Source organism: Marivivens marinus, from assembly GCF_035969385.1.
GTDB lineage: Bacteria > Pseudomonadota > Alphaproteobacteria > Rhodobacterales > Rhodobacteraceae > SELP01.
On the sequence record NZ_JAYKKJ010000003.1, the window covers coordinates 138,026 to 161,828 of the forward strand.

At 63.0% G+C, this 23,803-nt stretch carries 20 protein-coding genes; 7 read left to right on the forward strand and 13 right to left on the reverse strand.

Going from position 1 to position 23,803, the window contains the following annotated elements:
• Positions 1 to 13 precede the first annotated feature (13 nt).
• The gene (locus U3648_RS05505) at positions 14 to 1,246 is read right to left on the reverse strand and encodes an MFS transporter (protein WP_420858240.1); all 1,233 of its coding nucleotides are present in this window, start codon (positions 1,244 to 1,246) and stop codon (positions 14 to 16) included.
• Between the two features lie 150 nt (positions 1,247 to 1,396).
• Here U3648_RS05505 and U3648_RS05510 point away from each other — a divergent pair, with 150 nt between their 5' ends.
• Positions 1,397 to 2,467: a YeeE/YedE family protein gene (locus U3648_RS05510; protein WP_420858241.1), complete on the forward strand. Its 1,071-nt coding sequence runs from the start codon at positions 1,397 to 1,399 to the stop codon at positions 2,465 to 2,467.
• Here U3648_RS05510 and U3648_RS05515 read toward each other — a convergent pair.
• Both U3648_RS05515 and U3648_RS05520 read right to left on the reverse strand, forming a co-directional pair.
• Positions 2,451 to 3,572: a flavin-containing monooxygenase gene (locus U3648_RS05515; RefSeq protein ID WP_420858242.1), complete on the reverse strand. Its 1,122-nt coding sequence runs from the start codon at positions 3,570 to 3,572 to the stop codon at positions 2,451 to 2,453. The two genes, U3648_RS05510 and U3648_RS05515, sit on opposite strands and share 17 nt — an antisense overlap.
• A 33-nt stretch (positions 3,573 to 3,605) precedes the next feature.
• Positions 3,606 to 5,798, reverse strand: a complete 2,193-nt coding sequence (locus tag U3648_RS05520; protein WP_420858243.1) for a primosomal protein N' — start codon at positions 5,796 to 5,798, stop codon at positions 3,606 to 3,608.
• Between the two features lie 131 nt (positions 5,799 to 5,929).
• Here U3648_RS05520 and fsa point away from each other — a divergent pair, with 131 nt between their 5' ends.
• From fsa to U3648_RS05535, 3 genes are all read left to right on the forward strand, one after another.
• A complete protein-coding gene (gene fsa, locus U3648_RS05525; RefSeq protein ID WP_420858244.1) occupies positions 5,930 to 6,583 on the forward strand; it encodes a fructose-6-phosphate aldolase in 654 nt (217 codons plus the stop codon).
• Positions 6,584 to 6,700: 117 nt separating this feature from the next.
• Complete coding sequence (locus U3648_RS05530; protein ID WP_420858245.1) at positions 6,701 to 7,408, forward strand: DUF484 family protein; 708 nt, start codon at positions 6,701 to 6,703, stop codon at positions 7,406 to 7,408.
• A gap of 4 nt (positions 7,409 to 7,412) precedes the next feature.
• Entirely contained in the window at positions 7,413 to 8,327 is a 915-nt protein-coding gene (locus U3648_RS05535; RefSeq protein ID WP_420858246.1) for a tyrosine recombinase XerC, read from the forward strand.
• 30 nt (positions 8,328 to 8,357) lie between these two features.
• On the opposite strand, the gene U3648_RS05540 is transcribed toward U3648_RS05535, so the two are convergent.
• From U3648_RS05540 to U3648_RS05570, 7 genes are all read right to left on the reverse strand, one after another.
• Positions 8,358 to 9,491 carry a Gfo/Idh/MocA family protein gene (locus U3648_RS05540; protein WP_420858247.1) on the reverse strand — a complete coding sequence of 378 codons (1,134 nt, stop codon included), beginning with the start codon at positions 9,489 to 9,491 and terminating at the stop codon, positions 8,358 to 8,360.
• A 9-nt stretch (positions 9,492 to 9,500) separates the two neighbouring features.
• On the reverse strand, positions 9,501 to 10,244 hold the full coding sequence (locus U3648_RS05545) for a sugar phosphate isomerase/epimerase family protein (RefSeq protein WP_420858248.1): 744 nt from the start codon (positions 10,242 to 10,244) through the stop codon (positions 9,501 to 9,503).
• Positions 10,244 to 12,643 (reverse strand): beta-mannosidase, encoded by a 2,400-nt coding sequence (locus tag U3648_RS05550; RefSeq protein ID WP_420858249.1) that lies wholly within the window; start codon positions 12,641 to 12,643, stop codon positions 10,244 to 10,246. The genes U3648_RS05545 and U3648_RS05550 overlap by 1 nt, the downstream gene beginning before the upstream one ends.
• A 15-nt stretch (positions 12,644 to 12,658) precedes the next feature.
• Entirely contained in the window at positions 12,659 to 13,735 is a 1,077-nt protein-coding gene (locus tag U3648_RS05555) for an ABC transporter ATP-binding protein (protein WP_420858250.1), read from the reverse strand.
• Positions 13,736 to 13,739: 4 nt separating this feature from the next.
• On the reverse strand, positions 13,740 to 14,642 hold the full coding sequence (locus U3648_RS05560) for a carbohydrate ABC transporter permease (protein ID WP_207209197.1): 903 nt from the start codon (positions 14,640 to 14,642) through the stop codon (positions 13,740 to 13,742).
• Between the two features lies 1 nt (position 14,643).
• Positions 14,644 to 15,537 carry a carbohydrate ABC transporter permease gene (locus U3648_RS05565; RefSeq protein WP_420858251.1) on the reverse strand — a complete coding sequence of 298 codons (894 nt, stop codon included), beginning with the start codon at positions 15,535 to 15,537 and terminating at the stop codon, positions 14,644 to 14,646.
• Between the two features lie 77 nt (positions 15,538 to 15,614).
• Positions 15,615 to 16,844, reverse strand: coding sequence for an ABC transporter substrate-binding protein (locus tag U3648_RS05570; protein ID WP_420858252.1), 1,230 nt, complete (start codon positions 16,842 to 16,844; stop codon positions 15,615 to 15,617).
• Positions 16,845 to 17,068: 224 nt separating this feature from the next.
• On the opposite strand from U3648_RS05570, the gene U3648_RS05575 reads away from it, so the two are divergent.
• Entirely contained in the window at positions 17,069 to 18,124 is a 1,056-nt protein-coding gene (locus U3648_RS05575) for a LacI family transcriptional regulator (protein WP_420858253.1), read from the forward strand.
• Between the two features lie 50 nt (positions 18,125 to 18,174).
• Positions 18,175 to 18,870, forward strand: a complete 696-nt coding sequence (locus U3648_RS05580; RefSeq protein WP_420858254.1) for a CDP-alcohol phosphatidyltransferase family protein — start codon at positions 18,175 to 18,177, stop codon at positions 18,868 to 18,870.
• Here U3648_RS05580 and U3648_RS05585 read toward each other — a convergent pair.
• Genes U3648_RS05585 through ileS form a run of 3 tightly spaced genes read right to left on the reverse strand, consistent with a single transcriptional unit; the run spans position 18,867 to position 23,144 of the window.
• The gene (locus U3648_RS05585) at positions 18,867 to 19,703 is read right to left on the reverse strand and encodes an EamA family transporter (protein WP_420858255.1); all 837 of its coding nucleotides are present in this window, start codon (positions 19,701 to 19,703) and stop codon (positions 18,867 to 18,869) included. The two genes, U3648_RS05580 and U3648_RS05585, sit on opposite strands and share 4 nt — an antisense overlap.
• A 47-nt stretch (positions 19,704 to 19,750) precedes the next feature.
• Complete coding sequence (locus tag U3648_RS05590; RefSeq protein ID WP_420858256.1) at positions 19,751 to 20,218, reverse strand: methylated-DNA--[protein]-cysteine S-methyltransferase; 468 nt, start codon at positions 20,216 to 20,218, stop codon at positions 19,751 to 19,753.
• Positions 20,211 to 23,144: an isoleucine--tRNA ligase gene (gene ileS, locus U3648_RS05595; RefSeq protein WP_420858257.1), complete on the reverse strand. Its 2,934-nt coding sequence runs from the start codon at positions 23,142 to 23,144 to the stop codon at positions 20,211 to 20,213. Before ileS ends, U3648_RS05590 begins: the two co-directional genes overlap by 8 nt.
• A gap of 250 nt (positions 23,145 to 23,394) precedes the next feature.
• Between ileS and U3648_RS05600 the strand changes: the two genes are divergently transcribed.
• A complete protein-coding gene (locus U3648_RS05600; RefSeq protein WP_420858258.1) occupies positions 23,395 to 23,799 on the forward strand; it encodes a group III truncated hemoglobin in 405 nt (134 codons plus the stop codon).
• Positions 23,800 to 23,803: the final 4 nt, after the last annotated feature.

Sequence of the window (23,803 nt, forward strand, 5' to 3'; positions counted from 1 at the left end):
GGAAAGCTTTCGGTCAGGCCGCCGCCGCAGGCGCGGGGCGGGTCAGGATGGTTTCAAAGCCCGGTTCGGGGTGGCGCGGGATCAGCAACGCCAAGAGCAGGGACAAGATCGCCATGCCCGCCGCCGCAACGAAGACCGCCACGGGCGAGACAAGCCAGAGGTAGCCGAGCATCGCCGGAAGGAACACCGCCGCGATATGGTTGATGGTGAAGGCCACGGCGGCAGTTGGCGCGATATCCCCCGGATCGGCGATCTTCTGGAAATAGGTTTTCAGCGCCAGCGCCAATGCAAAGAACAGATGGTCCAGAACATAAAGCGTCGCCGCCACGACCACCCCCCAGCCAAACCAATAGACCCCGCCATAGGCAAGGAACACCGCTGCCAGCCCGACATATTCAAAGACCAGCGCCCGCCGCTCGCCCCAAAGGGTCACGACCCGCCCCATCAGCGGCGCAAAGATCATGTTGGCGACAAGGTTGATCAGGTAGAGCGCAGTCACCTCATGGACCTTGAAGCCGAATTTCTCGACCATCATGAAGCCCGCGAAAACCACGAAGATTTGCCGCCGCGCGCCCGACATGAATTGAAGCGCGTAATAAAGCCAGTACCGCCGCCGCAGGATCATCTTCTTCACCTGCGGGTTCGGGGCCTCGAACTGCGGATAGGCGAGGTAGCAGAAGATCGCGACCAGCGCGGTGAAGCCACCGGAAATCATGTAGACCGTGTTATAGGTCAGCCCCAGCGCGTCCCAACTCAGGACGATCAGCCCATAGGCCACAAGGGTCGCCCCCGATCCGGCAGCGAGGATCCAGCCCAACATCTGCGGAGCGCGCAGCTTGTCGATCCATTGAAGTTGCAGCGATTGGTTGACTGTTTCGAAATAGTGGAACCCGATCGACGACAGCATGGTGATGGTCAGGATACCGCCCATCGAAGGGAACCACGCCGTTATCCCCGTCGCCACCCCTAGTAGCAGCAGGGCGACCGTGCCCAGAACCTGTTCGCGCATCACCATGATGATCGCGATCACGCCGATCGCAAAGAAACCGGGGATTTCCCGAACCGTATGCAACCAGCCAATGTCGGACCCGTCGAAATCCGCAACCTCGATGACAAAGTTGTTCAGAAGCGCCGACCATGTCGAAAAGGCCACCGGCATGGCCATGGCCATCAGGAACAATAGCGTCACCGGCCGTCGCCAGAACGGCAGTTCACGGGCATCAGCAAGTTTCACGATCCGGGCCATGGCGGGGGATTACGTTGTTTTTGCCTGCTTGGCGAGCGTGAATGCGTGACACCACCGGCAATTTCATCAACACATTCTGATTTATATCAAAGACCAGTTCGAAGGACAGGCAGATAGCTTCGCGCGGAACCGATTGACCGGAGGCGCGCCATGGACCTGATTGCATTGACCGACTGGCTGGGAGAGTCCCCCGTTGCTGCCCTGTTCGGCCTTGCCACGGGGCTGACCTTTGGGGTGGCCGCACAGCGGTCGCGGTTCTGCCTGCGGGCGGCGACCGTGTCCTTTGCGCGGGGCAGGTTGGATGACAAGGTCGCGGTCTGGCTGCTGACCTTTTCAACCGCGGTGGTCTGGGTGCAGGGCGCCTATCTGATGGGGCTGATCAACGTGCCCGAGGCGCGGATGATGGCCGTCACCGGAAGCTGGTCTGGCGCGATCATCGGCGGGCTGATGTTCGGTGTGGGCATGGTGTTGGCGCGGGGCTGTTCCGGGCGGTTGCTGGTTCTGGCGGCGACGGGAAACCTGCGGTCCGTCGTGTCCGGGCTGGTTTTCGCCGTGGTAGCACAGATGACAATGGGCGGCTGGCTGAAACCCGTCCGCGACCAGATCGCCGGTCTGTGGGTCACCGATGGGGGGCGCAACCTTGACCTTCTGGCCGCGCTTCACTTGCCAGACTGGGGCGGGTTGGCATTCGGGGTGGCGACAGCGCTGCTCGCGCTTGAAATCTCGCGCCGGAACCGGATCGGCGCGTCGCGGCTGGTGTTCGGGGCAGGCGTCGGCTTTGCCGTGGCGCTGGGTTGGGTCCTGACCTCGGCGCTGGCCCGGATATCCTTTGACCCGATGCCCATCGAAAGCGCCACCTTCACCGGCCCGTCCGCCAATACACTGATGTTCTTCCTCGACCGGAACGCCGTGCTTGAGTTCGACATCGGGCTGGTGCCCGGTGTGTTCCTGGGGGCCTTTCTTGCCTCGCTCTGGGCCCGGGAATTCAAGTTCCAAGGGTTTGAGGGAGAGGCGAACATGCGCCGCGCCCTGACCGGGGCCGCCCTGATGGGATTCGGCGGAATGCTGGCGGGTGGCTGCGCCATCGGCGCGGGCGTGACCGGCGGGTCGATCTTTGCGGGCACGGCCTGGGCCGCGCTGACCGCCTTCTGGATTGGCGGGATGATCACCGATTTCGTGGTGGATCAGAAGGGCGGGGCCGCCGTCAGGCGCACAGCCTGAGGATTGCGTCGGCGATGGCCCGTGCCTCGATCCCCATCTGCGCAAGCTGGCCCGAGGGCGAGACATGATAGGAACAGAACCACAGCCCCGGCAGGCCTGACGGCCCGCCGCTGACCTTGGGCCGACCGTCGATATCCAGCACCTCGGGCAAGGCCCCCAGGATCGGGCGCATGTCCTGCCGGTATCCGGTCGCAAAAACGATTGCGTCGTAATCCGCCCCGGCCCCATCGACAAAGGACACCTGTTCGCCGTCTATCCGGGCAATCCCCGGCCGCACCGCGACCTGCCCCGCCTTGATCGCCGCAAGCACGCCCATGTCGATCAGGGGGATTTTCCCATCTTCGATGATCTGCGACAGCGGCCCCTTCGGCGGGTTTTGTAACCCGTAGTCCGACGGACGTCCGATTTTCATGCGCACAACGGGCTGGGTCAGGGCATCAGCGACCGGGTAAGGAAAGACCCTGCGCAGGATGCCGAAGCTGGTGATCGGAATGCCGAACAGTTCCTTTGGCAGGATATTGACCGGTCCGCGCACCGCAACATCGACCCGCGCCCCGCCCTCAGCAAGGTCAACCGCGATATCCCCGGCCGAATTGCCGAAGCCCACGACCAGAACCCGCTTTCCCGCGAACCCATCTGCGTTTCGGTAATCCGCCGAATGCAGGGTCAGACCGGGGAAACTGTCCAGACCTGGCAGGTCAGGCAGGTCGGGGATCATCGCGATGCCTGTCGCGAAGATCAGGTGGGGGGTCTCGATCACCTCGTCCCCCAGATGCACCGCCCAACCCCGCCCGCGGCGGTCGGCCCCCGTGACCTCGGCCCCCAAACGGGGGCCAATCCGGAACTTGGCGGCATAGCCGTCCAGATAATCGACGACCTGCGCCCGGGTGGGATAGCGGGAGTAATGCGAAGGCATCTCCATCCCCGGCAGCCCGGACCGCCCGCGCGACGTGTGCAGCACCAGCCGGTCGTAGTGGTGCCGCCAACCGCCGCCCAGCCGTTGCGCCTTGTCCAGCACCAGCGGGTCCAGCCCGCCCTGTTTCAGGCAGGCCGCGACCGCCAGACCTGCAGCCCCTGCCCCAACGATAATGGGTTGATTGGTCATGGATGCCATCCTGACTGGATAGGACGCAAATCCCTAATAGAAACTTTGCGGGTCGATATCGATTTGCAGGCGCAGGTTGTTGGGCAGTCGGAACTGACCGGCCCATTCGGCCAGCGCGGCCTGCAATGGCGCGCCCTTTTCTGCCTTTACCAGAAGCCGGACCCGATGCCGCCCCCTGATCCGGGCGATCGGCGCGGGCGCGGGGCCAAAGACCTGCGCCCCGATCCGGCGCAGCGGGCCGTCGCGCCGGGCCATTTCGCCGCCCAGATCGAACACCGCCTGCACATCCGGCGACGACAGGACGATCCCGGCCATCCGGCCATAGGGGGGCACGCCGGCGGCCTTGCGCTCTGCCGCCTCTGCCGCCCAGAAGCTTTCTTCGTCGCCCGACAGGATCGCGCGGATCACCGGGTGTTCGGGCTGATAGGTCTGCAACAGCGCCTCGCCGGGGGTTTCGGCGCGGCCCGCGCGGCCCGCCACCTGACGCATCAATTGGAAGGTGCGTTCGGCGGCGCGCAGGTCGGACCCCTGAAGGCCAAGATCCGCGTCGATCACCCCCACCAGCGTCAAAAGGGGGAAATTGTGCCCTTTGGCGACAAGTTGAGTGCCGATGATGATGTCGGCCTCGCCCTTTGCGATCTCTTCGATCTTTTCCTTCAGGGCGCGGGCCGATCCGAACAGGTCCGACGACAGGACCGCGACCCGGGCATCGGGGAACAGGGCCGCGACCTCTTCGGATATCCGTTCCACCCCAGGCCCGACCGGGGCGAGCTTGCCCTCTGCCTCGCAGGACGGGCAAGCCTCGGGCATGGGTTTGGTTTCGCCGCACTGGTGGCACATCAGCCGTTTCAGGAACCGGTGTTCCACCATCCGGGCATCGCAGTGATCACAGCCGATCTGGTGGCCACAGGCCCGGCAGATGGTCACCGGCGCATAGCCGCGTCGGTTCAGGAATACCAAGGCCTGTTCCCCCCGCGCGATCCGCGCGGCGATCCCCTCTTGCAGGGTCGGGGAAATCCAGCGGCCCTGCGGCACGTCCTCGACCCGCATGTCGATGGCCCGCATATCGGGCATCACGGCGGCGCCGAACCGGCTGGTCAGGTCAAGGCGGCGGTATTTCCCCGCCTCGACATTGGCCCAGCTTTCCAGACTGGGCGTGGCCGAGGCCAGAACCACTTGCGCGTCGTTCAGGCTGGCCCGCAGCACGGCCATGTCGCGGGCGTTATAAACCACCCCGTCTTCCTGTTTGTACGAGGTGTCGTGTTCTTCATCCACGACGATCAGGCCCAGATTGCGGAACGGCAGATAGAGGGCCGACCGCGCGCCCACGACCATCTGCGCCGCCCCCTGCCCCACCATCTTCCAGCAGCGGCGGCGTTCCGTCAGGGTCACGCCGGAATGCCATTCGGCGGGCTTCATACCAAAGCGGGCCTCGACCCGCGTGATGAATTCAGATGTCAGCGCGATCTCGGGCAGCAGAACCAGCGCCTGCCGCCCCTGCCGCAGGCATTCGGCGACGGCCTCCAGATAGACCTCGGTCTTGCCCGATCCGGTGACGCCTTTCAGAAGGGTGGTTCCGTAGCGGCCCGACCGGACCCCATCGCGCAGAACGGCGGCCCCGGCGGCCTGATCTTTGGTCAGGATCTTGCCGCCATAGTCCGGGTCCAACGCCGGATATGGGGTATCGCGGGGGGTGTCTTCCTCTGACACCGCGCCCTGTTTGACCAACCCTTTGACCACGCTGGTGGACACGCCCGCCATTTCGGCCAGTTCCCCAAGGGTAAAGGACAGCCCGCCATAGTCGCGCAGCACCTCAAGCACCTTGGCGCGGGCGTCGGTCAAACGGTCGGGGTCGGCGTCGCCCAGCCGGTAGACCTTGCGCATCGACGGTGCATCGCCCAACCCCGGCGCACGGGTCGCAAGCCGCAACATCGCGGACATCGGTGTGAGCGTGTAATCGGCCACCTTGCCCAGAAAAAGGCGCATCTCTTCGCGCATCGGGGCCACGTCTAGCACCCGGATCACGCTGCGGACCTTAGCGATATCGAAATTGCCCTGCCCCGGCCCCCAGACGACACCCAGCACCTTGCGCGGGCCAAGCGGCACCTCGACAAAGGCCCCCAGCCAACAGCCGCCTTCGGGGGCTTTGTAATCCAAAAGTCGGTCCAGCGGCTGCGCGGTCAGCACGCCGACAAGATCGCCTTCATGGAAAAAGTCCTGCGACATGGGATGGGTTCCTGGGGTTTTGGCCCAATAAGCCGGGGGCGGGTTCGGGTGTAAAGGCCCCTATAGTTGCTTTCATCGCCCGCCTGTTTGCGCTAAATGACCGGCGAACCGTTGCCCTACAGGAGCCTGCCATGAAATTCTTTGTAGATACCGCCGATATTGACGCCATCCGCGAGCTTAACGACCTTGGCATGGTCGATGGCGTGACCACCAACCCCTCGATCATCGCGAAATCGGGCCGCAACATCCTCGAAGTGACCAAGGAAATCTGCGACATGGTCGAGGGCCCGGTTTCGGCCGAAGTTGTTTCGTTGAAGGCCGACGACATGATCGCCGAGGGCCGCAAACTGGCCAAGATCGCGCCGAACATTGCCGTCAAGGTGCCGCTGACCTGGGACGGTCTGAAGGCCTGCAAGGTGCTGTCGGACGAAGGCAACATGGTCAACGTGACCCTGTGCTTTTCGGCCAATCAGGCGATCCTTGCCGCCAAGGCCGGCGCAACCTTCATTTCGCCCTTCATCGGCCGGATGGACGATATCAACCTTGATGGTCTCGACCTGATCGAAGACATCCGCACCATCTATGACAACTACGGGTTCGACACGCAGATCCTTGCCGCGTCGATCCGCTCGGCCAACCACATGTCCGAATGCGCCAAGATCGGCGCCGACGTGGCCACCGCCCCGCCGTCGGTGATCAAGGCGATGGCCAACCACGTCCTGACTGACAAGGGTCTTGCCGGGTTCATGGCCGATATCGAAAAGGCCGGGATCAAGATCCTCTAAGCCAAATATCACTTTTCGAACCATCGGCTGGCAATTGCCGACAGCAAGGTCGAAAAAGTTGAGGAAATCCGAGGCGGGGCCTGTTATGGTCCCGCCAATTCTTTTGCGAGTCACCGAATGAACACCAAGCCGAACATCGACGAAACCCTTCGCCGCCGCATCATCGAAGAGCCGGAGACCCTGCTGGACGATGCCGATATCATGCGTGCGCTGGTCAGCGCGAACGAGAAATCGCTGGGCGGAAACATCGTCGATCTGCGCGGCATCGCCATGTCGCGGCTTGAAACGCGGCTTGACCGGCTGGAAGATACCCATCGCAGCGTGATCGCCGCCGCCTACGAAAACCTTGCCGGAACGAACCAGATTCACCGCGCCGTGTTGCGCCTGATGGATGCGACCCGATTCGAGGTGTTCCTGCGCGATCTGGGCGGTGACGTGGCCGATATCCTTCGGGTCGATTCGATGAAGCTGGTGCTGGAATCGGCCGCCAACACCGACGATCCGGCTGTAAGACGGTTCAAGGGTGTTCTTTCGGTGGTCGAACCGGGGTTCATCGAAACCTACCTGAACGCCGGTCGGCCGGTTAGCACACGGCAAGTTACCCTGCGCCAGATCGCATCGGACGATGTCGCCCTATATGGCGACAAGGCCGGGTTCATCCATTCCGAGGCCTGCCTGAAGCTGGATCTTGGGCAGGGCCGCCTGCCGGGCTTGCTGGTCATGGGGGCCGAAGACCCGCATCAGTTCACGCCGCAACAGGGCACCGATCTTCTGGCGTTCTTCGCCGGGGTCTTCGAACGGGCCATGCGGCGGTGGCTGTCCTGATCCGGTGATTTCCCCGGCGCTCAGTTCCGCGCTTGACGAATGGCTGGATCACGCACGCGCGCTGAACGACGCCTCTGACAACACGATCAAGGCCTATCAGTCCGACGTTCTGGGCTTTCTCGCCTTCATGCAGTCGCATCATGGCGACGCACAGGGGCTTGGCCCGATTTCCCGGATCACGGTCAGTGACATGCGGGCCTGGATGGCGTCGGAACGGGGGCGCGGCGTGGCGGCCCGGTCGCTGGCCCGGTCCCTGTCGGCGGTGAAATCCTTCTATCGCTGGCTGTCGGACCGGGAAGGGTTTGAACCCACCGCCGTCCTGTCCACGCGGTCGCCCAAATTCCAGCGCAAGTTGCCCCGCCCCCTGACCGAAGACGCTGCCCGGACGATGATCGACACGGTCGAGTTGCAGGCACGTGAGCCTTGGGTCGCGGCGCGGGATATGGCCGTTGTGACGCTTCTTTACGGGTGCGGGCTGCGGATTTCCGAGGCGCTGTCGCTGACCGGCGCCGACGCCCCCCTGCCCGAGGTGCTGCGGATCACCGGTAAGGGCGGCAAAGAACGGATTGTCCCGGTCCTGCCCGCCGCTCGGGCAGCGGTGGATGCCTATGTCGCCGCTTGCCCCTTTGAACCAGAGCCGACCGCGCCCCTGTTCCGGGGGGTGCGCGGCAAGGGGTTGAACCCGCGGGCGGTGCAAAAGGTGATGGAACAGGCGCGGCTGCAACTGGGCCTGCCCGCCACGGCGACGCCGCACGCGATGCGGCACAGTTTCGCCACCCATCTTCTGAACGCGGGCGGCGACCTTCGGGCCATTCAGGAACTATTGGGCCACGCGTCCCTGTCCACGACGCAGGCCTATACCGCGGTAGATACTGCCCGCCTGATGGAGGTTTACGAACGCGCCCACCCTAAGGGGTGACCCCGGCGACCAAGCGCCCGGGCCGGTTTTCTAGGCCATCAACGCGCGAGCCTCGTCCGGGGACAGGGCTTCTGGCCGGGTGCAGGTCGTGGTCATGGTCACCCATTCGCGTGTTTCCCCCGACTTCAGGATCGCGGTCATCACCTCGACCACATGCACGGCAAGGTCGATGTTGCAGCGGTGTTCGCGCCCTTCGTCGATGGCCGCGGCCATATCGGCCAGACCGGCGCAGCGGTAGTTCGCCCGCATCTCGCCACTGCCCATCTCCATGTTGGGCACGCCGAACGGGTGATCCCACGCGTCCAGCGGCGCGGTCTTGCCATCAGGACCGGTAAACTCCACATCGCCGCCAAAGAAATTCGGATCGGGCACGTAGAGCGACCCTTCGGAACCGTAAAGCTCCATCTCGGCATGGCGGTGAGCCCAAACGTCCCAGCTCATCCCAAGGGTAACGATGGCGCCGTTTTCGAACTCCAGCAGAGCATGGATGTTCGTCGGCGTATCGACGGGCACTGTTTCGCCATTGCGCGGGCCATTGGAAATGGTGCGGGTCGGGAAACTGGCGGCGGTCATGCCCGACACGGCCCGCACCGGCCCGATCATCTGGACAAGGTTGGTAATGTAATAGGGGCCCATGTCCAGAACCGGCCCGGCACCGGGCTGAAAGAAGAAGTCCGGGTTCGGGTGCCAATTTTCCATGCCGTGGTTCATGAAATGGCAGGTGCCGCCGACGATGCGGCCGGTCTTGCCACTGTCCACGGCAGCACGGGCCAACTGGTGCGCCCCGCCAAGGAAGGTATCCGGGGCCGACCCGACCCGCAGGCCCTTCTGGGTGGCCAAAGCGCGCAGATCCTCCGCCTCTTCCAGCGTCAGGACCAGCGGCTTTTCCGAATAGGCGTGTTTGCCCGCTTCAAGGATTTGCCGCGTGACCTGATAGTGCACCGCCGGAATCGTCAGGTTCACGATCATGTCGATGTCATCGGCAGCCAGCAGCCCCTCGACCGTTTCGGCCCGGACGTTGAACGCCTCGGCCTGTGCCTTTGCTGCCTCTGCGTTGATGTCCGCCACGGCCCGTACTTCAAGCGATTTGAAGGTCGGCGCCAGTTTCAGGTAGGCGGTAGAGATATTGCCGCAGCCAATAATCCCGATTCCAAGTTTCGCCATCTCTGCCCCCTAGAATTTGGATACGGTTTCGAACGACCGGCTGGCAAAGCGCCGCTGGTCGGACGGGTTGTCATGTTCAAGGACCCAGCGCGTCACGCCGGTTTCCTTCAGTGCCGGAACGATGCGGGAATAGTCGATGACCCCGTGGCCAAGGTCGGCCCAGCCGTCTTCGTCCGCGTTGTCGCCGGCGGCGGCGCGGTCCTTAACATGGGCAACCACGACGCGGCCCTTGTAGCGGTTCAGCCAGTCCACCGGATCCTGCCCCGCGACGTGAATCCAAGCCAGATCCAGTTCGAACATGATGTCGTCCGAGGCGGCGGCGATCTCTTCAATTGGCAGACAGCCGTCGGCGGTCGGCAGGAATTCAAAGTCGTGGTTGTGCCAGCCATAGGTCAGGCCGGCTGCAACGATCGGCTTGCCCGCTTCGGCCAGACGAGCGGCGAACGCCTGCCATCCAGCGCGATCCGTCGGGCGGTCCTCGGGCATCAGATAGGGCACGATCACCGTGTGGGCGCCAAGCGTGTTGGCAATCTCAATCACCTTGGCCGGATCGCTTTCGACCAGATCAAACCCAAAGTGCGCGGTGGGCATCGACAGCCCATATTGATCCATCAGCGCACGGGTTGCGGCCGGGTCTTCGAACAGGGGGCCGAACCCCTCTACCTCTTTGATGCCCAGTTCGGACAGCATGGAAAAGGTCTCTTCTACCGGCCAATTGCGGGTGGAAAACATCTGGAATGAGATCGAGGGCATCATGCGTCCTTTGCTGGTTGCGCCATCGTGGCAGAGTGAAGATCGCGCAGGCTGAACCGCGCGACAGCATCCGGATCGTCGGGGGTGAAGGTCAGCACCGCCGGGTGTCCGGGAAACAGGGTGACGGCATTGGTCGAAAACCGGCCGGGGACGTCGGCCTCGACCGTGGCGAAAAGGGCCAGTGCCTGCGCCGAGACGGTTACGCTGTTGCCGTCTTGAGTCAGGGAAAGTTGGGGATCGCGCAGGTCGTAGGACTTGAAGGGCTTCGGCGCAAAGATGTCGCCGCCCCGATGCCCTGCGTCGGTGTCCCAAACAAAGGTCAGGAGTTCGTCCGGACCCAGCGCGTCCCGGTCAAGGTCCAGCAGCATCGCCGCCGCACCTCCGACACTTGCCTGCCCGGCCCCAATCTCGCGCGTTGTTCCATCCAGCGCTGCGGCATAGGCGGTGACAGTCATCCGCACATCCGTGTCGGTGTCATTCACACCGCGCAGCAGGATCCGCCCGCCTTCGAGCATCGCGACGACCGTGACGGGCGCATAGAACCGCTGCGCGTAGTAGTGCAGCATCTTCCAGCCGCCGCCGTAGTCGAGCGAGGACCAGGAACAAACTGGCCATGTATCATTCAGCTGCCAGTAGAGCGTGCCCATGCAATAGGGTTTCAGGCCCCGCCATTGGGTCACGGCGGTCTTGATTGCCTCGGCCTGCTGGATTTGGCTCAGCCAGACGAAATCGGCAAACCGCTCCGGCCAGCGGAAATAGCGGAACATGGTTTCGGCGATCCGCGCGTTGCCGCCTGCGTTCTTCTGGTGACTTTCAAAGACCGGGCTGGCGATGTTGCGGTCCTTCGGATCGGTGAAGGTTTCGATCACCGGCATCGACGGGTAGGACTGGAACCCAAACTCGGAACAGAAACGCGGTTTCACATCGCGGTAATGGTCGAAATCCCGGCCCTCGTGCCAGACCGACCAGAAATGCATGTCCCCCTGCCCGTCCACGTGCCAGCCGTCGCGGAAATCCATCACCCCCAGCGATGGCGAGGACGGCCACCAATTGGCGACGGGGTCGATGGAACGCAGTCCGGTTTCAATGGTCCGGTTCAGCCGGTCGTAGTTGACGATATAGCGGTCCCGGTTCTCCCGCGCCTCGGGATACCAGTCGAGCGCGCCGACCAATTCATTGTCTCCGCACCATAGGGCCAGACAGGTCCGATGTTGCAGGCGGGCGACCTGTTCGGCCACCTCGGCCCGGACTTCGGCCAGGAAATCGTCGGTCGACGGATAAAGCGAACAGGCGAACATGAAATCCTGCCAGACCAGCAAGCCCAGTTCATCGCAGGTGTCATAGAAATCTTCAGTCTCGTAGCGGCCCCCGCCCCAAACCCGGATCATGTTCATATGCGCGTCGGCGGCGGATTGCAGCAGGGCGCGGGTTTTGTCCGGGGTGATCCGCCCATGCAGCGCATCGGCAGGAATCCAGTTGGCCCCCTTGGCAAAGACGTCCCGGCCGTTGACCCGGAACTTGAACGATGCCCCGTCGCTGTCCGGTTCAGTGACCAGTTCGATCTTGCGCAGCCCGATCCGGCGGGTTGCGGTCATACGCCCGACCTTGACCGATAGGTCGTGAAGCACCTGCGCGCCCTGCCCGTTCGGCCACCACAGGACCGGGTCGGGGATGGTCAGCACCGCCTCTGCCACGCCACCCGCGACCGTGGCTTTTGCCGACTGGCCGCAAAAGTTGATCCCGGCCTCTTGACCGTCACAGCCCGTGGCCTGAACCCTGACAGTCACCGCCACCGCGCCCTCTGCATGGTCCTGCCAAACCAGAACCCCATCAATTCGGGGAGCGGCCGCGGGCTCCAACCGGATGTCCCCGGAAATGCCAAAGGATGCCAGCGCAATATTCCAGTCCCAGCCGAAATCGCACTGCACCTTGCGAAGGGCGTTTCCGTAGGGGATCGGGTTGTTGTTCTTGCTCCACGGCACGGGGAACGGCAGCTGGTCGTGCCGGGCTTTCCCCTCGCGCAGGGCCGATTTGAAGGTGATTTCGACCTCGTTTTCGCCGGCGCGGGCAATGCCACTCAGGTCCACGCGATAGGTTCGGTGAACATTTTCCGCCGCAAGGACAAGGTGGCCGTTCCAGCGCACTTCGGCCACTGTATCCAGCCCCGAGATCACAAGATCGACCGCGGGGTCGGCAAGCACCACCCGCCGCCGCGCGGTCCAGTCCCGTTCACAGATCCAGCGCAGGTCGTATTCGTTCCGGCCCCAATAGGGATCGGGGATCAGCCCGGCCCGTTCCAGCCCGGTGATCCCGTCGCCGGGCAGGTCGATGTCACAGGCGTGGTCGCCCGTGTCATCGGCCAGGGCCCAGCGCCCGGCAAGTTGGATCACATTGGTCATGGGGCCGGGTCCGGGTCAGAGACGCAGTTCGCTGTCGGGATCGAACAGGGATGCGTCCTTCGGGTTGATCCCTATCTCCACGGTGTCGCCCTTGCGGACCACGGCCTGCCCATCCATGCGAATATGCACCGGGGTCCCCGCAATCGAGGAATAGATCAGCGTGTCGGCCCCCATCGGTTCGACCAGATCGACGGTAACCTGCGTCCGGATCGGGGCAGAGGCCAGCGCGTCGCCGGTGGCGATATGTTCGGGGCGAACGCCAAAGATCGCCGCGCCCTCGCGCTTGGTCCCTTCGGCAAAGTCGTAACCTTCAACCGGGATTGTCAGATCGCCTGCACGGAAACTGCCGCCGGACAGGTCCCCATTGATGAAGTTCATCGACGGAGACCCGATGAAATCGGCCACGTAGAGGTTCTGTGGTTTGTTATAGATTTCATGCGGGCTGCCCAGCTGCATGATCTTGCCGCCCTTCATGATCGCGATCCGGTCGGCAAGGGTCATTGCCTCGATCTGGTCATGGGTGACATAGATCATCGTGTTCTGAAGCTGGCCGTGCAGGCGCTTGATCTCGACCCGAAGATCCGCGCGCAGTTTGGCGTCGAGGTTCGACAGGGGTTCATCGAACAGGAAGACATCAACGTCCCGCACCAGCGCCCGACCGATGGCGACCCGCTGCCGCTGACCACCCGAAAGCGCGCCCGGCTTGCGGTTCAAGAGCGGTTGGATTTGCAGGATCTCGGCAGCGCGGGCAACCCGCGCGTCGATTTCGTCCTTCGGCATCTTGGCGTTACGCAACCCGAAGGACAGGTTCTTTTCCACCGTCATTTGCGGGTACAGCGCGTAGGACTGGAACACCATGCCGATCCCGCGTTCCGACGGTTCGGCCCAGGTGACGTTCTTGCCGTTGATGTGGATCTGGCCGCCGGTCACGTCCAACAGGCCCGCGATGCAGTTCAGAAGCGTGGATTTGCCACAACCAGACGAGCCGAGCAGCACGATGAATTCGCCCTGCCCAATGTCCAGATTCAGGTTTTGCAGCACCTTCACATTGCCGAAGCTGAGGTCGAGGTTCTTGATTTCAACAGAGTTCATGAGTTCAGCCTTTCACGGCGCCGGCAGCGATGCCGCGGACGAAAAGTTTGCCAGACACGAAGTAGATGATCAGGGGGACAAGCCCCGTCAGCAGTGTCGCGGCCATATTGACGTTGTATTCCTTGATGCCCTGCACCGAGTTGACGATGTTGTTCAACTGAACCGTCATCGGGTAGGTTTCGGGCTTGGTGTAGATCACACCGAACAGGAAGTCGTTCCAGATACCCGTCACCTGAAGGATCATCGCAACAACGAAGATCGGCAGGGACATGGGCACCATGATCCGCAGGTAGATGCCCCAGAACCCGGCCCCATCGACGCGGGCCGCTTTGAACAATTCTTCGGGTATCGAGGTAAAGTAGTTACGGAACAAAAGCGTCAGGATCGGCATCCCGAACACGGTGTGCACCAGCACCAGCCCCCAGATCGACCCCATCAGCCCGATCTCGCGCAGCATGATCACGATGGGATACAGCATGGTCTGGTAGGGGATGAAGGCCCCGATGATCAGGATGGTGAAGAACACCTCGGACCCTTTGAACCGCCAGTTGGCCAGCGCATAGCCGTTGACGCTTGCGATCGCGATCGACAGGACGACCGAGGGCACAAGGATCTGCACCGAATTCATGAACCCGCGGCTAAGACCGTCGCAGTTGATCCCGGTGCAGGCCTCGGCCCAAGCCTTGACCCAGGGTTCATAGGTGATCTCCATCGGCGGGCTAAAGATATTGCCCAACCGGATTTCCGGCATCCCCTTCAGCGATGTCACGACCATCACGTAAAGCGGCAGCAGGTAATACATCGAGACGACGATCAGCGTGCCATAGAGGAAGATGTTGCGGCGCGAAAAGCGGCGGCGCGGTTTCGGGCCGCTTGGCCCTTCGAGGACGGGTGCGTTTGCGGTCATATCAGCCACGCTTCTTTCCTCCGAATTCAAGGTAAGCCCAGGGGACGAGGATGATGATCACCGACACCAGCATCATGGTGGAGGCGGCAAAGCCCTGCGCGAGGTTCTGGGCGCGGAACATGTATTCGATCACGTATTTGGCGGGCACTTCCGACGATAGGCCGGGGCCGCCGTTTGTTTGTGCGACCACAAGATCGTAAAGCTTGATGATGCCCGAGGCGATCAGCACCAGCGCGGTCACGAAGACCGGGCGCATCATCGGGATAATGACCTGCACATAGGTCTTCCAGGCGGGGATGCCTTCGACACGGGTGGCTTTCCAGATGTCTTCGTCGATCCCGCGCAGACCGGCCAGCATGATCACCATGATAAAGCCGGACCCCTGCCAGATCCCCGCGATCAGGATCCCGAAGATCACGATATCGGGGTTGTTCAGCGGGTCGAAGACAAAGCCTTCCCAGCCCCAGCCGCGCACAACGCCCTGAATGCCGAAATCGGGGTTCAGGATCCACTGCCAGGCAAGGCCCGTGACGACGAAAGACAAGGCAAAAGGATAGAGGAAGATCGTGCGGAAGGCCCCTTCGAAACGGATCTTGCGGTCCAGAAGTGCCGCCAGCGTAAAGCCGATCAGCAGCGACAGGATCATCGAACAGGCGCCGTAGATCGCCAGGTTCTCGATCGAGATCATCCAGCGACTGGACGACCAAAGCCGTTCGTATTGGTCAAGCCCGACGAAATCCAGTTTTGGCAAGAGCCGAGAATTCGTGAAGGAATGGACCACGGTCCATGTGGTTCCGCCCACGAACACCACCAGCGCGGTCACGATCATGGGGATCGACGCCAGTTTGGCATTCAGATTGCGGAATAGCTGGTTCGGCCGCCTGGACGCGTCCATGTCAAAGCCCCCCGATGTTTATGAAGTGAATGGAAGGGCCCGGCACGCGGCCGGACCCTTCGGATGTCGGCGCCGGATCAGTCGGCGTCGGCGATGATGGCGGCGTAACGGGCCTGAGCGTCTTCCGCGCTCATGTCCGAGGACCAGAATTCGGCCATCAGCTCTTCGATCTGGGTCGAGGTGTCGGGGCTGAGGTTCATGTCACCCGACGGCAGCACGCCGCCGCTGGCGAGGATGTTCAGACCCTTCTGCATGCAGTCGTTGGCCGACGACATGTCGATATCGCCACGCACGGGCAGCGAACCCTTGGCGAGGTTGAAGGACACCTGCACCTCGGGCGAGATCAGCAGCGAAGCCAGTTCCAGCTGGGCCGCGCGCACTTCCGGATCGTCGATGGCCGGGAAGTAGAAGGCGTCACCACCGGTATCCAGAACCTCGTTGAAGCCAAGGCCCGGGAGGCAGGAGTAGTCTTCGCCAGCGACTTCGCCAGCGACCTGGAATTCACCCTGCGCCCAGTCACCCATGATCTGGCCACCGGCGGTGTCGGTGATCACCATGTTGGTGGCAAGGTTCCAGTCCTGAACGTTGCTGTCGCGGGCCAGTTCACGGGCATCCGCTGCCGCAGCGAAGACGCGGGCGTATTCGGGGCCAGCGGCCACTTCGGCGTTCTTGTCGCGGTTCACAGCCAGCCAGGTATCGACACCGGCCAGACCAACGGCCAGCGCGCCAAAGGCGATGGACTGCTGCCAGCCCTGCTGACCCATGGCCAGCGGCACGATCCCGGCTTCTTGCAGCGCGGGGGCACCGGCAACGAATTCGTCCCAGTTGGTCGGGACCGGAACACCGGCCTTTTCGAACGCGCCGTGGCTGATCCAGATCCACTGAGCGGAATGGATGTTGACCGGAACACAGTATACGCGGCCTTCGTAGGTGCAGGCATCCAGCAGGGACGACGGGTTCACGATATCGGCCCAGCCTTCGGCCTCGGCCACTTCGGTCAGGTCGGTCATCAGACCGGCCTCGATCAGTTCTTCCGCCTGACGTCCGTGGTTCAGCTGGGTCGCGGCCATCGGGTCACCACCAAGGATGCGGCTGATGATGATCGGGCGGGCGGTGCCGCCGGACCCGGCGATCGCGCCGTCGATCCAGTTGTGATCGGTGTTGTTGTTCAGCGCTTCGGCGAACTTGGCAACCGCAGCAGCTTCGCCGCCCGAAGTCCACCAATGGGTGACTTCAAGGTCCACCGCAGAAGCGCTGGTTGCGCTAACAATCGCGGTCGCAGCAAGCAGTTTGGTAGTGAGTTTCACGATTCTATCCTCCCTGATCTAAATCGTTACAGAAATTCCTATAACGTTTTAGTTTCTCAAATCAAGACTGTTTGACACTCGCGATCTTGATAAAGTTCAGTATCCGAAATCGCTGTATCGCCCCCTGTTATTCCGGGCTATCCAGCGACAAACAAAGGACTTCTACCCGCGCAACCTGCCCCGAGGAGGAGCGTCGCCGGGGGAAGCAGGAAGGAAGACGACGCGTGGCACGCGAATCGAAAGCATCAGGAGGACACGCGGTCGCGGTCGCCGATTCGGGGGCCAAACCCACCCTCAAGACGATCTCGCAGATCAGCGGGCTTGCCGTCGCGACCGTGTCGCGCGCCCTGAGCGACGCGCCCGATATCAAGGACGACACCAAGGTTCTGGTGCGGCGGATCGCCCGCGAGATCGGCTATGTCCCCAACCGGGCAGGCGTGCGCCTGCGCACCGGGCGGACCAGCGTCATCAGCCTGATCCTGCCGACCGAACGCACGATGATCACCACCCATGCCCCGGAATTGATCGCCTCGATCGCATCGACTTTGCGGCACACCCCTTATCACCTGACCATCACGCCCTACTTCAACGATCAGGATCCGATGGAACCTGTGCGGTATATCGTGGAAAACCACATGGCGGACGGGGTAATCCTCAATCAGACCTTGCCCGATGATCCACGGGTCAAATTCCTGATCGACCGGAAATTCCCATTTGCCACCCACGGACGCACCAACCTGTCCGACAAACACGCCTATTTCGACTATGACAACGATGCCTGGGCGCGTATCGGCGTCCGCAGGCTTGCGGCAAGCGGGTGCCGCCAGATTGCGATGCTTGCCCCGCCGGTCGACCAGAACTACTCACAGTTGATGATCCAGGCCGCGACGGAAGAGGCGCAAAAGCTCGGGCTGGGGCTTCATGTGGCGGTGAACGCAACCTCGGACAGCGAAGCCGACCACATTCAGGACGTGGTGCGCAAGCGCCTTCTGGCGTCGCCAGAGGTGGGGGGCTACATCTGCGCGTCGACACGGGCCGCGATGGCGGTTGTGGCCGCATCGGAAGATATCGGCCGGGTCGTTGGCCAGACAATCCAGGTCTATGCGAAAGAGGCGGTGACGGTTCTGAACCTGTTCCGCAAGGACATGATCGTCGCCAAAGAGGACGTCGCCCAGGCCGGAGAATTCCTTGCCCGCGCCGTCATGCAGGCGATCCGCGATCCCGACAAACCGCCAATGCAGGGATTGGAAGTTCCCACCGAAGACGAACTTGCCACCTGACGGGCCGAAACACGGTTGCGGGGCTGGCCGGTTTCGGCCATGACGGATTCATGACACTTGCCCACAAAGCCCTCGCCGTTCACCTGCTTACCGCGACAGGTGCCGTCTTTGCCATGCTGGCAATGCTGGCCGCCGTCGACGAAAAATGGAGCCTGATGTTCCTTTGGCTGGTCGTGGCCTTCTTCGTCGATGGGATCGACGGGCCGCTGGCACGCAAGTACGACGTCAAGACCAATGCGCCGATCTTCGATGGCGTCCTTCTTGACCTGATCATCGACTATCTGACCTATGTTTTCGTCCCGGCCTATGCGCTGTTCAAATCCGGGCTTCTGCCCGGCTGGACGGGCTGGGTCGCGATCATCGTGATCACCTTTGCAAGTGCGATGTACTTCGCCGACAGCCGCATGAAGACAAAGGATTATTCCTTCTCCGGCTTTCCCGGCTGCTGGAACCAGGTGGTATTGGTGCTGTTCGCGCTCAGCCCGTCGTTCTGGGTGATCCTTGCGCTTGTGGCGGTGCTGGCCATCGCGATGTTCCTGCCGATCAAGTTCGTTCATCCGACCCGCACGGCCCGCTGGCGCAACATGACCCTGCCGATGGCGCTGGCCTGGACCTTCTTTGCGGGCTGGGCGGCCTGGGTCGATTTCCACCCCGAAAGCTGGGCGCATTGGGGGCTTGTGATCACCTCGGTCTATCTGGTGGGCGCGGGCGCGATGCAGCAGGTCATCTACGGCAAGGACGGCTAGATCCGGGTCAGGATCACCCCGATCAGGATCAGAGCCCCCGCGGCAATCTTGCCAGGGTTCAGCCGTTCCCGGAACAGCAAGACCCCGATGACCATCGCAAACAGGATCGAGGTTTCGCGCAACGCCGTAACCAGTGCGATCGGCGCCTGCGTCATGGCCCAGACGGCAATGGCATAGGCCCCGTAGGACCCCGTCGCCGCCACCCCGCCGATCATCCAGCCCCGGGCCGTGACCCGCGCAATACCCGGCCCCCGCAGGGCGATGCTGATGGGCGTGAAGAACAGCATATCCAGCGCGAACATCCAGCCGACAAAAGCCACCGGGTCGCCCCCGATCCGTGCGCCCACCCCGTCGATCAGAGAATAGCCCGCCGTTGCCACGGCCGAGGCCAGCGCGAAGGGCAAGAGCCGCCTGCTTTCGCCCGAGGTGAACACCCCACGCGCCATCAGGGCAATCCCGCCGCCAAGGATGAGTATCCCGAGAAGTTCCGCGCCCGTCAGCGCGTCGATGCCCCAGAGCGCCGAGACCAGAAGGACCATCATCGGTGCCGCACCGCGGGCGATGGGATAAACCCGGCTCAGGTCGCCTTGTTCATAGGCAAATCCAAGGAACAGCTTGTAGGCCGCATGCAGCACGCCCGAGGCCAACAACCACGGCCAGACCTCGGGCCCCGGAAAGGGCCGGGTCAGCGCGATGATCAGCCCGGCGCTGCCCTGTATGACCGTCATGACCAGCACGCCCGAAATCTTCGACGCGCCGAATTTGATCACCGCGTTCCAGCTTGCATGGAGCAGGGCGGCGGCCAGAACGGCAAAGAATACGGTCGGGGTCATCGCAGGGTCCAGATCAGGAATGGACAAGCGATAGGGGGCATTCCCGGTCAGATCAACAGGCCCGCCGCCCCCTCAAGTCGCAAAAGGGCAACCTTGGCCTCGATCCCGCCACCACCTGAAAACCCGCCCAGACCGTTTGCAGCAAGAACCCGGTGGCAGGGAATGAGGATCGGGATGGGGTTTGCGCCGCAGGCCTGCCCGATCGCCTGTGCCGAGACGCCCAGATCGGCGGCGATATCGCCATAGGTGCGAGTCTCCCCAAAGGGGATGGCGCAAAGGGCATCGTAGAACCGGGCCTGAAACGCACTGGCGCGCGGGGCAAGCGGCAGATCGAATGCGCGCCTGTTCCCGCCGAAATATTCGGTCAGCTGCGCGACCGCCGAATGGCCCAGGTCCGACAAAGGTGACGGGGCCGCGCCCCAGCGCAGCCCCGAAATGGCTTCTCCGTCGATGATGACGGTCAGCGGTCCGACCGGGCTGTCCAGCCCGGCCAGTTCTCTCTGCGGCCTATCCAAGGGCCTCGTCGCAGCGGGCGCAGGTGCCCGCGTGGCTGTGGCTGCCCACGTCGGGCAGGATCTTCCAGCAGCGCTGGCATTTCTCGCCCTCGGCTTTTTCAAAGACTACACCGATCCCTTCGACCTCCGGCAGGCGAAACGCCTCGGCCGGGGCCGGGTCGGTGGTGACCGAGATCGCCGACGTGATGCAGAGGTCTTCGAACGCGACGGTCTTTAGCACCTCGGCCGTTTCCGCGTCCACATGGACCACCGGGGCCGCTTCAAGCGAGGCGCCGATGACCTTTTCGGTCCGCTGCACTTCGAGCGCGCCAGTCACGACCCGGCGGGCGCGACGCACCTTGGCCCATTTCGCGGCAAGCGGTTCATCGAGCCAGTCGGCGGGGGTGTCCGGGATATCCACAAGATGGACCGAGCTGTCGTCGCCAGGGAACCGTTCCAGCCAGACCTCTTCCATCGTGAACGTCAGGATCGGGGCCAGCCAGGTCGTCAGCCGGTGGAACAACAGGTCCAGAACCGTCCGCGCAGCACGACGGCGCGGCGTGTCCCCATCGCAGTAAAGTGCATCTTTGCGGATGTCGAAGTAGAAGGCAGACAGGTCCACGGTTGCAAAAGTGAAGACCGCCTGGAACACGCCCTGGAAGTCATAGGCGGCATAACCGCTGCGAACCTTGTGATCCAGCTCGGCCAGACGGTGCAGCACCCAGCGTTCCAGTTCCGGCATCTCCGCCGGGTCGATCCGGTCGCTTTCGGAAAAGTCGGCAAGGCTGCCCAGCATGTAGCGCATGGTGTTGCGCAACCGGCGATAGCTGTCGGCGACCCCTTTCAGGATCTCCGGCCCGATCCGCAGGTCGGCGGTATAGTCCGACTGCGCCACCCAAAGACGCAGGATATCGGCGCCATATTGTTTGACGACCTGTTCCGGCGCGATGGTGTTGCCCAGCGACTTGGACATCTTCATGCCCTTTTCGTCGAGCGTGAAGCCATGGGTCAGCACGCCGCGATAGGGCGCGCGCCCCTTGGTGCCGCAGGCCTGCAGCATCGAGGAATGGAACCAGCCCCGGTGCTGGTCGGTCCCTTCCAGATACAGATCGGCCAGCCCGTCGTCGGACCCGTCTTCCCGGTCGCGCAGGACAAAGGCGTGGGTCGAGCCGCTATCGAACCAAACGTCAAGGATATCAAAGACCTGTTCGTAGTCATCAGGGTTGACGATACCCGACAGGAACCGGTCCTTTGCCCCCTCGGCATACCAGCAATCGGCGCCCTCGGCCTCGAACGCCTCGGCGATGCGGGCATTCACGGCCGGATCGCGCAGAAGGAAATCCGCGTCGGTCGGCAATGCGCCCTTCTTGGTGAAACAGGTCAACGGCACGCCCCAGGCCCGCTGCCGCGACAGCACCCAGTCCGGCCGCGCCTCGATCATGGAATAAAGGCGGTTGCGCCCGGTCTGCGGCGTCCATTGCACCAGCTTGTCGATGCTGGTCAGCGCCCGTTCGCGGATGGTGGTGCCATAGTCGTCCTGCCCGTCGCCCACGGGCCGGTCGATCGCGGCGAACCATTGCGGCGTGTTACGGAAAATGACCGGGGCCTTCGACCGCCAGGAATGCGGATAGCTGTGGGTCACGCGGCCGCGTGCGATGATGCCCCCCGCCTCGACCAGCTTGTCGATGACGGCGGCGTTGGCCTTGCCCTCTTTGCCCTTGGCGTCGAAAACCTGAAGCCCGGCAAAGAAGGGCACATGCGGCAGGAACTCGGATTCTTCGCCCACGTTGTGGGTCATCCGGTCCATCCAGCCCCGCTTGACGAAACAGTCATAGTCGTCGGCGCCGTGGCTGGGGGCGGTGTGGACGAAACCGGTGCCCGCGTCGTCGGTGACATGGTCGCCGTCGATCATGGGCACGTCGTAATCCCAGAAGCCGTTCGCGCCCTCCATTCCTCGGAAGGGGTGGGCAAGGGTCAGCGCGCCCAATTCGTCGGCGGTCACATCGCGGACGCGGGTGAACTCGGTGACGCGTGATTTCGTCAGCGCATCCTCGGCCAGTGCGTCGGCAAAGACATAGAGGTCGCCCGGCGCAGTCCAGCTTTCGTCCTGCGTGGCGTCGACCCGATACAGCCCGTAGGCGATGGAGGGGTTATAGGCCACAGCCTTGTTGGACGGGATGGTCCAAGGCGTGGTTGTCCAGATTACAACCTTCGCGCCGATCAATGGTTCAGGCGGAGTGTTCGCGGGAACGACATTCGAGAGCGCCATGGTGATCTCAAACGGCACCCAGATCGTGTGCGACTTGTGATCGTGGTATTCGATCTCGGCCTCGGCCAGCGCGGTCTTTTCTACCGGCGACCACATCACGGGCTTGGACCCCTGATAAAGCGTGCCGTTCATCAGGAACTTCATGAATTCCTCGGCGATGACGCGCTCGGCATGGAAATCCATCGTCAGGTAGGGCCGGTCCCAAGTGCCGGTGACACCCAGACGTTTGAATTCCTCGCGCTGCACGTCGATCCAGCCCTCAGCGAACTTGCGGCATTCCTGCCGGAAATCGATCACCGGTACCTCGTCCTTGTTCTTGCCCTTGGCGCGATACTGTTCCTCGATCTTCCATTCGATGGGCAGGCCGTGGCAGTCCCAGCCGGGGATGTAGCGGGCATCGCGGCCCATCATCTGCTGGCTGCGCACGACCATGTCTTTGAGGATCTTGTTCAGCGCGTGCCCGATGTGCAGATGCCCGTTGGCATAGGGGGGGCCGTCATGCAGGGTGAAGGGCTTGCGCGACCCGTCCTTGGCCTTTTCGCGCAGCTTTTCATAGACGCCGATCTGCGCCCAGCGCTCCAGCCAGCCGGGTTCACGGTTCGGCAGGCCCGCGCGCATCGGGAAATCGGTTTTCGGAAGGTTCAGCGTGTCTTTGTAGTCGGGGGTATCGGCGCACATGGGTGGCGTCCTTTGTCCTTGATCGGAAAGGGTCTGGTTGGGGCGGTGCGAGGTCTCAGACACCTTTGCCCGGCGTCTCTGGCTGTCAGAGCGCCGGGTGAATAATTCGAATGATGATCGGGGTCCGTTGCATCATGGGCAGGCTTATAGGCGCGGCGGGCCAAGGGGACAAGGGGCGCGGGCCTGCGTCAGCCTGTCGTGTTGCCGCGCCCGGAAAAGAGGCAGAGCCTGCCCGGCGAAAGGACATGTGATGACCGCAACACTCCCGCCCCGGTTCGATGTGACGGCCGACCAGATCGACCGGGTCGTCGCCACATTCTATGACTGCGTCCGCCGCCATCCGGGGCTTGGCCCCGTCTTTGCCGCCCATGTCACCGACTGGCCCGCGCATGAGGCCAAGATCGCCCGGTTCTGGCGTAACGCGATCCTGTTCGAACGGTCCTATGACGGAAACCCGATGCAGGTGCACCGGGCCGCAGGAAACGTCCGCCCGCCGATGTTCGATATCTGGCTTGGCCTGTTCGACAGCGTGCTGCGGCTGGAACTGCCCGAAGACACCGCCGCCGCATGGTCTGCCCTTGCCCACCGGATCGGGCGCGGGCTGCGATTGGGGCTGGAGGCCGATCTGCCGGGCGCGGTGCCGCGCCTGAAATAGCACC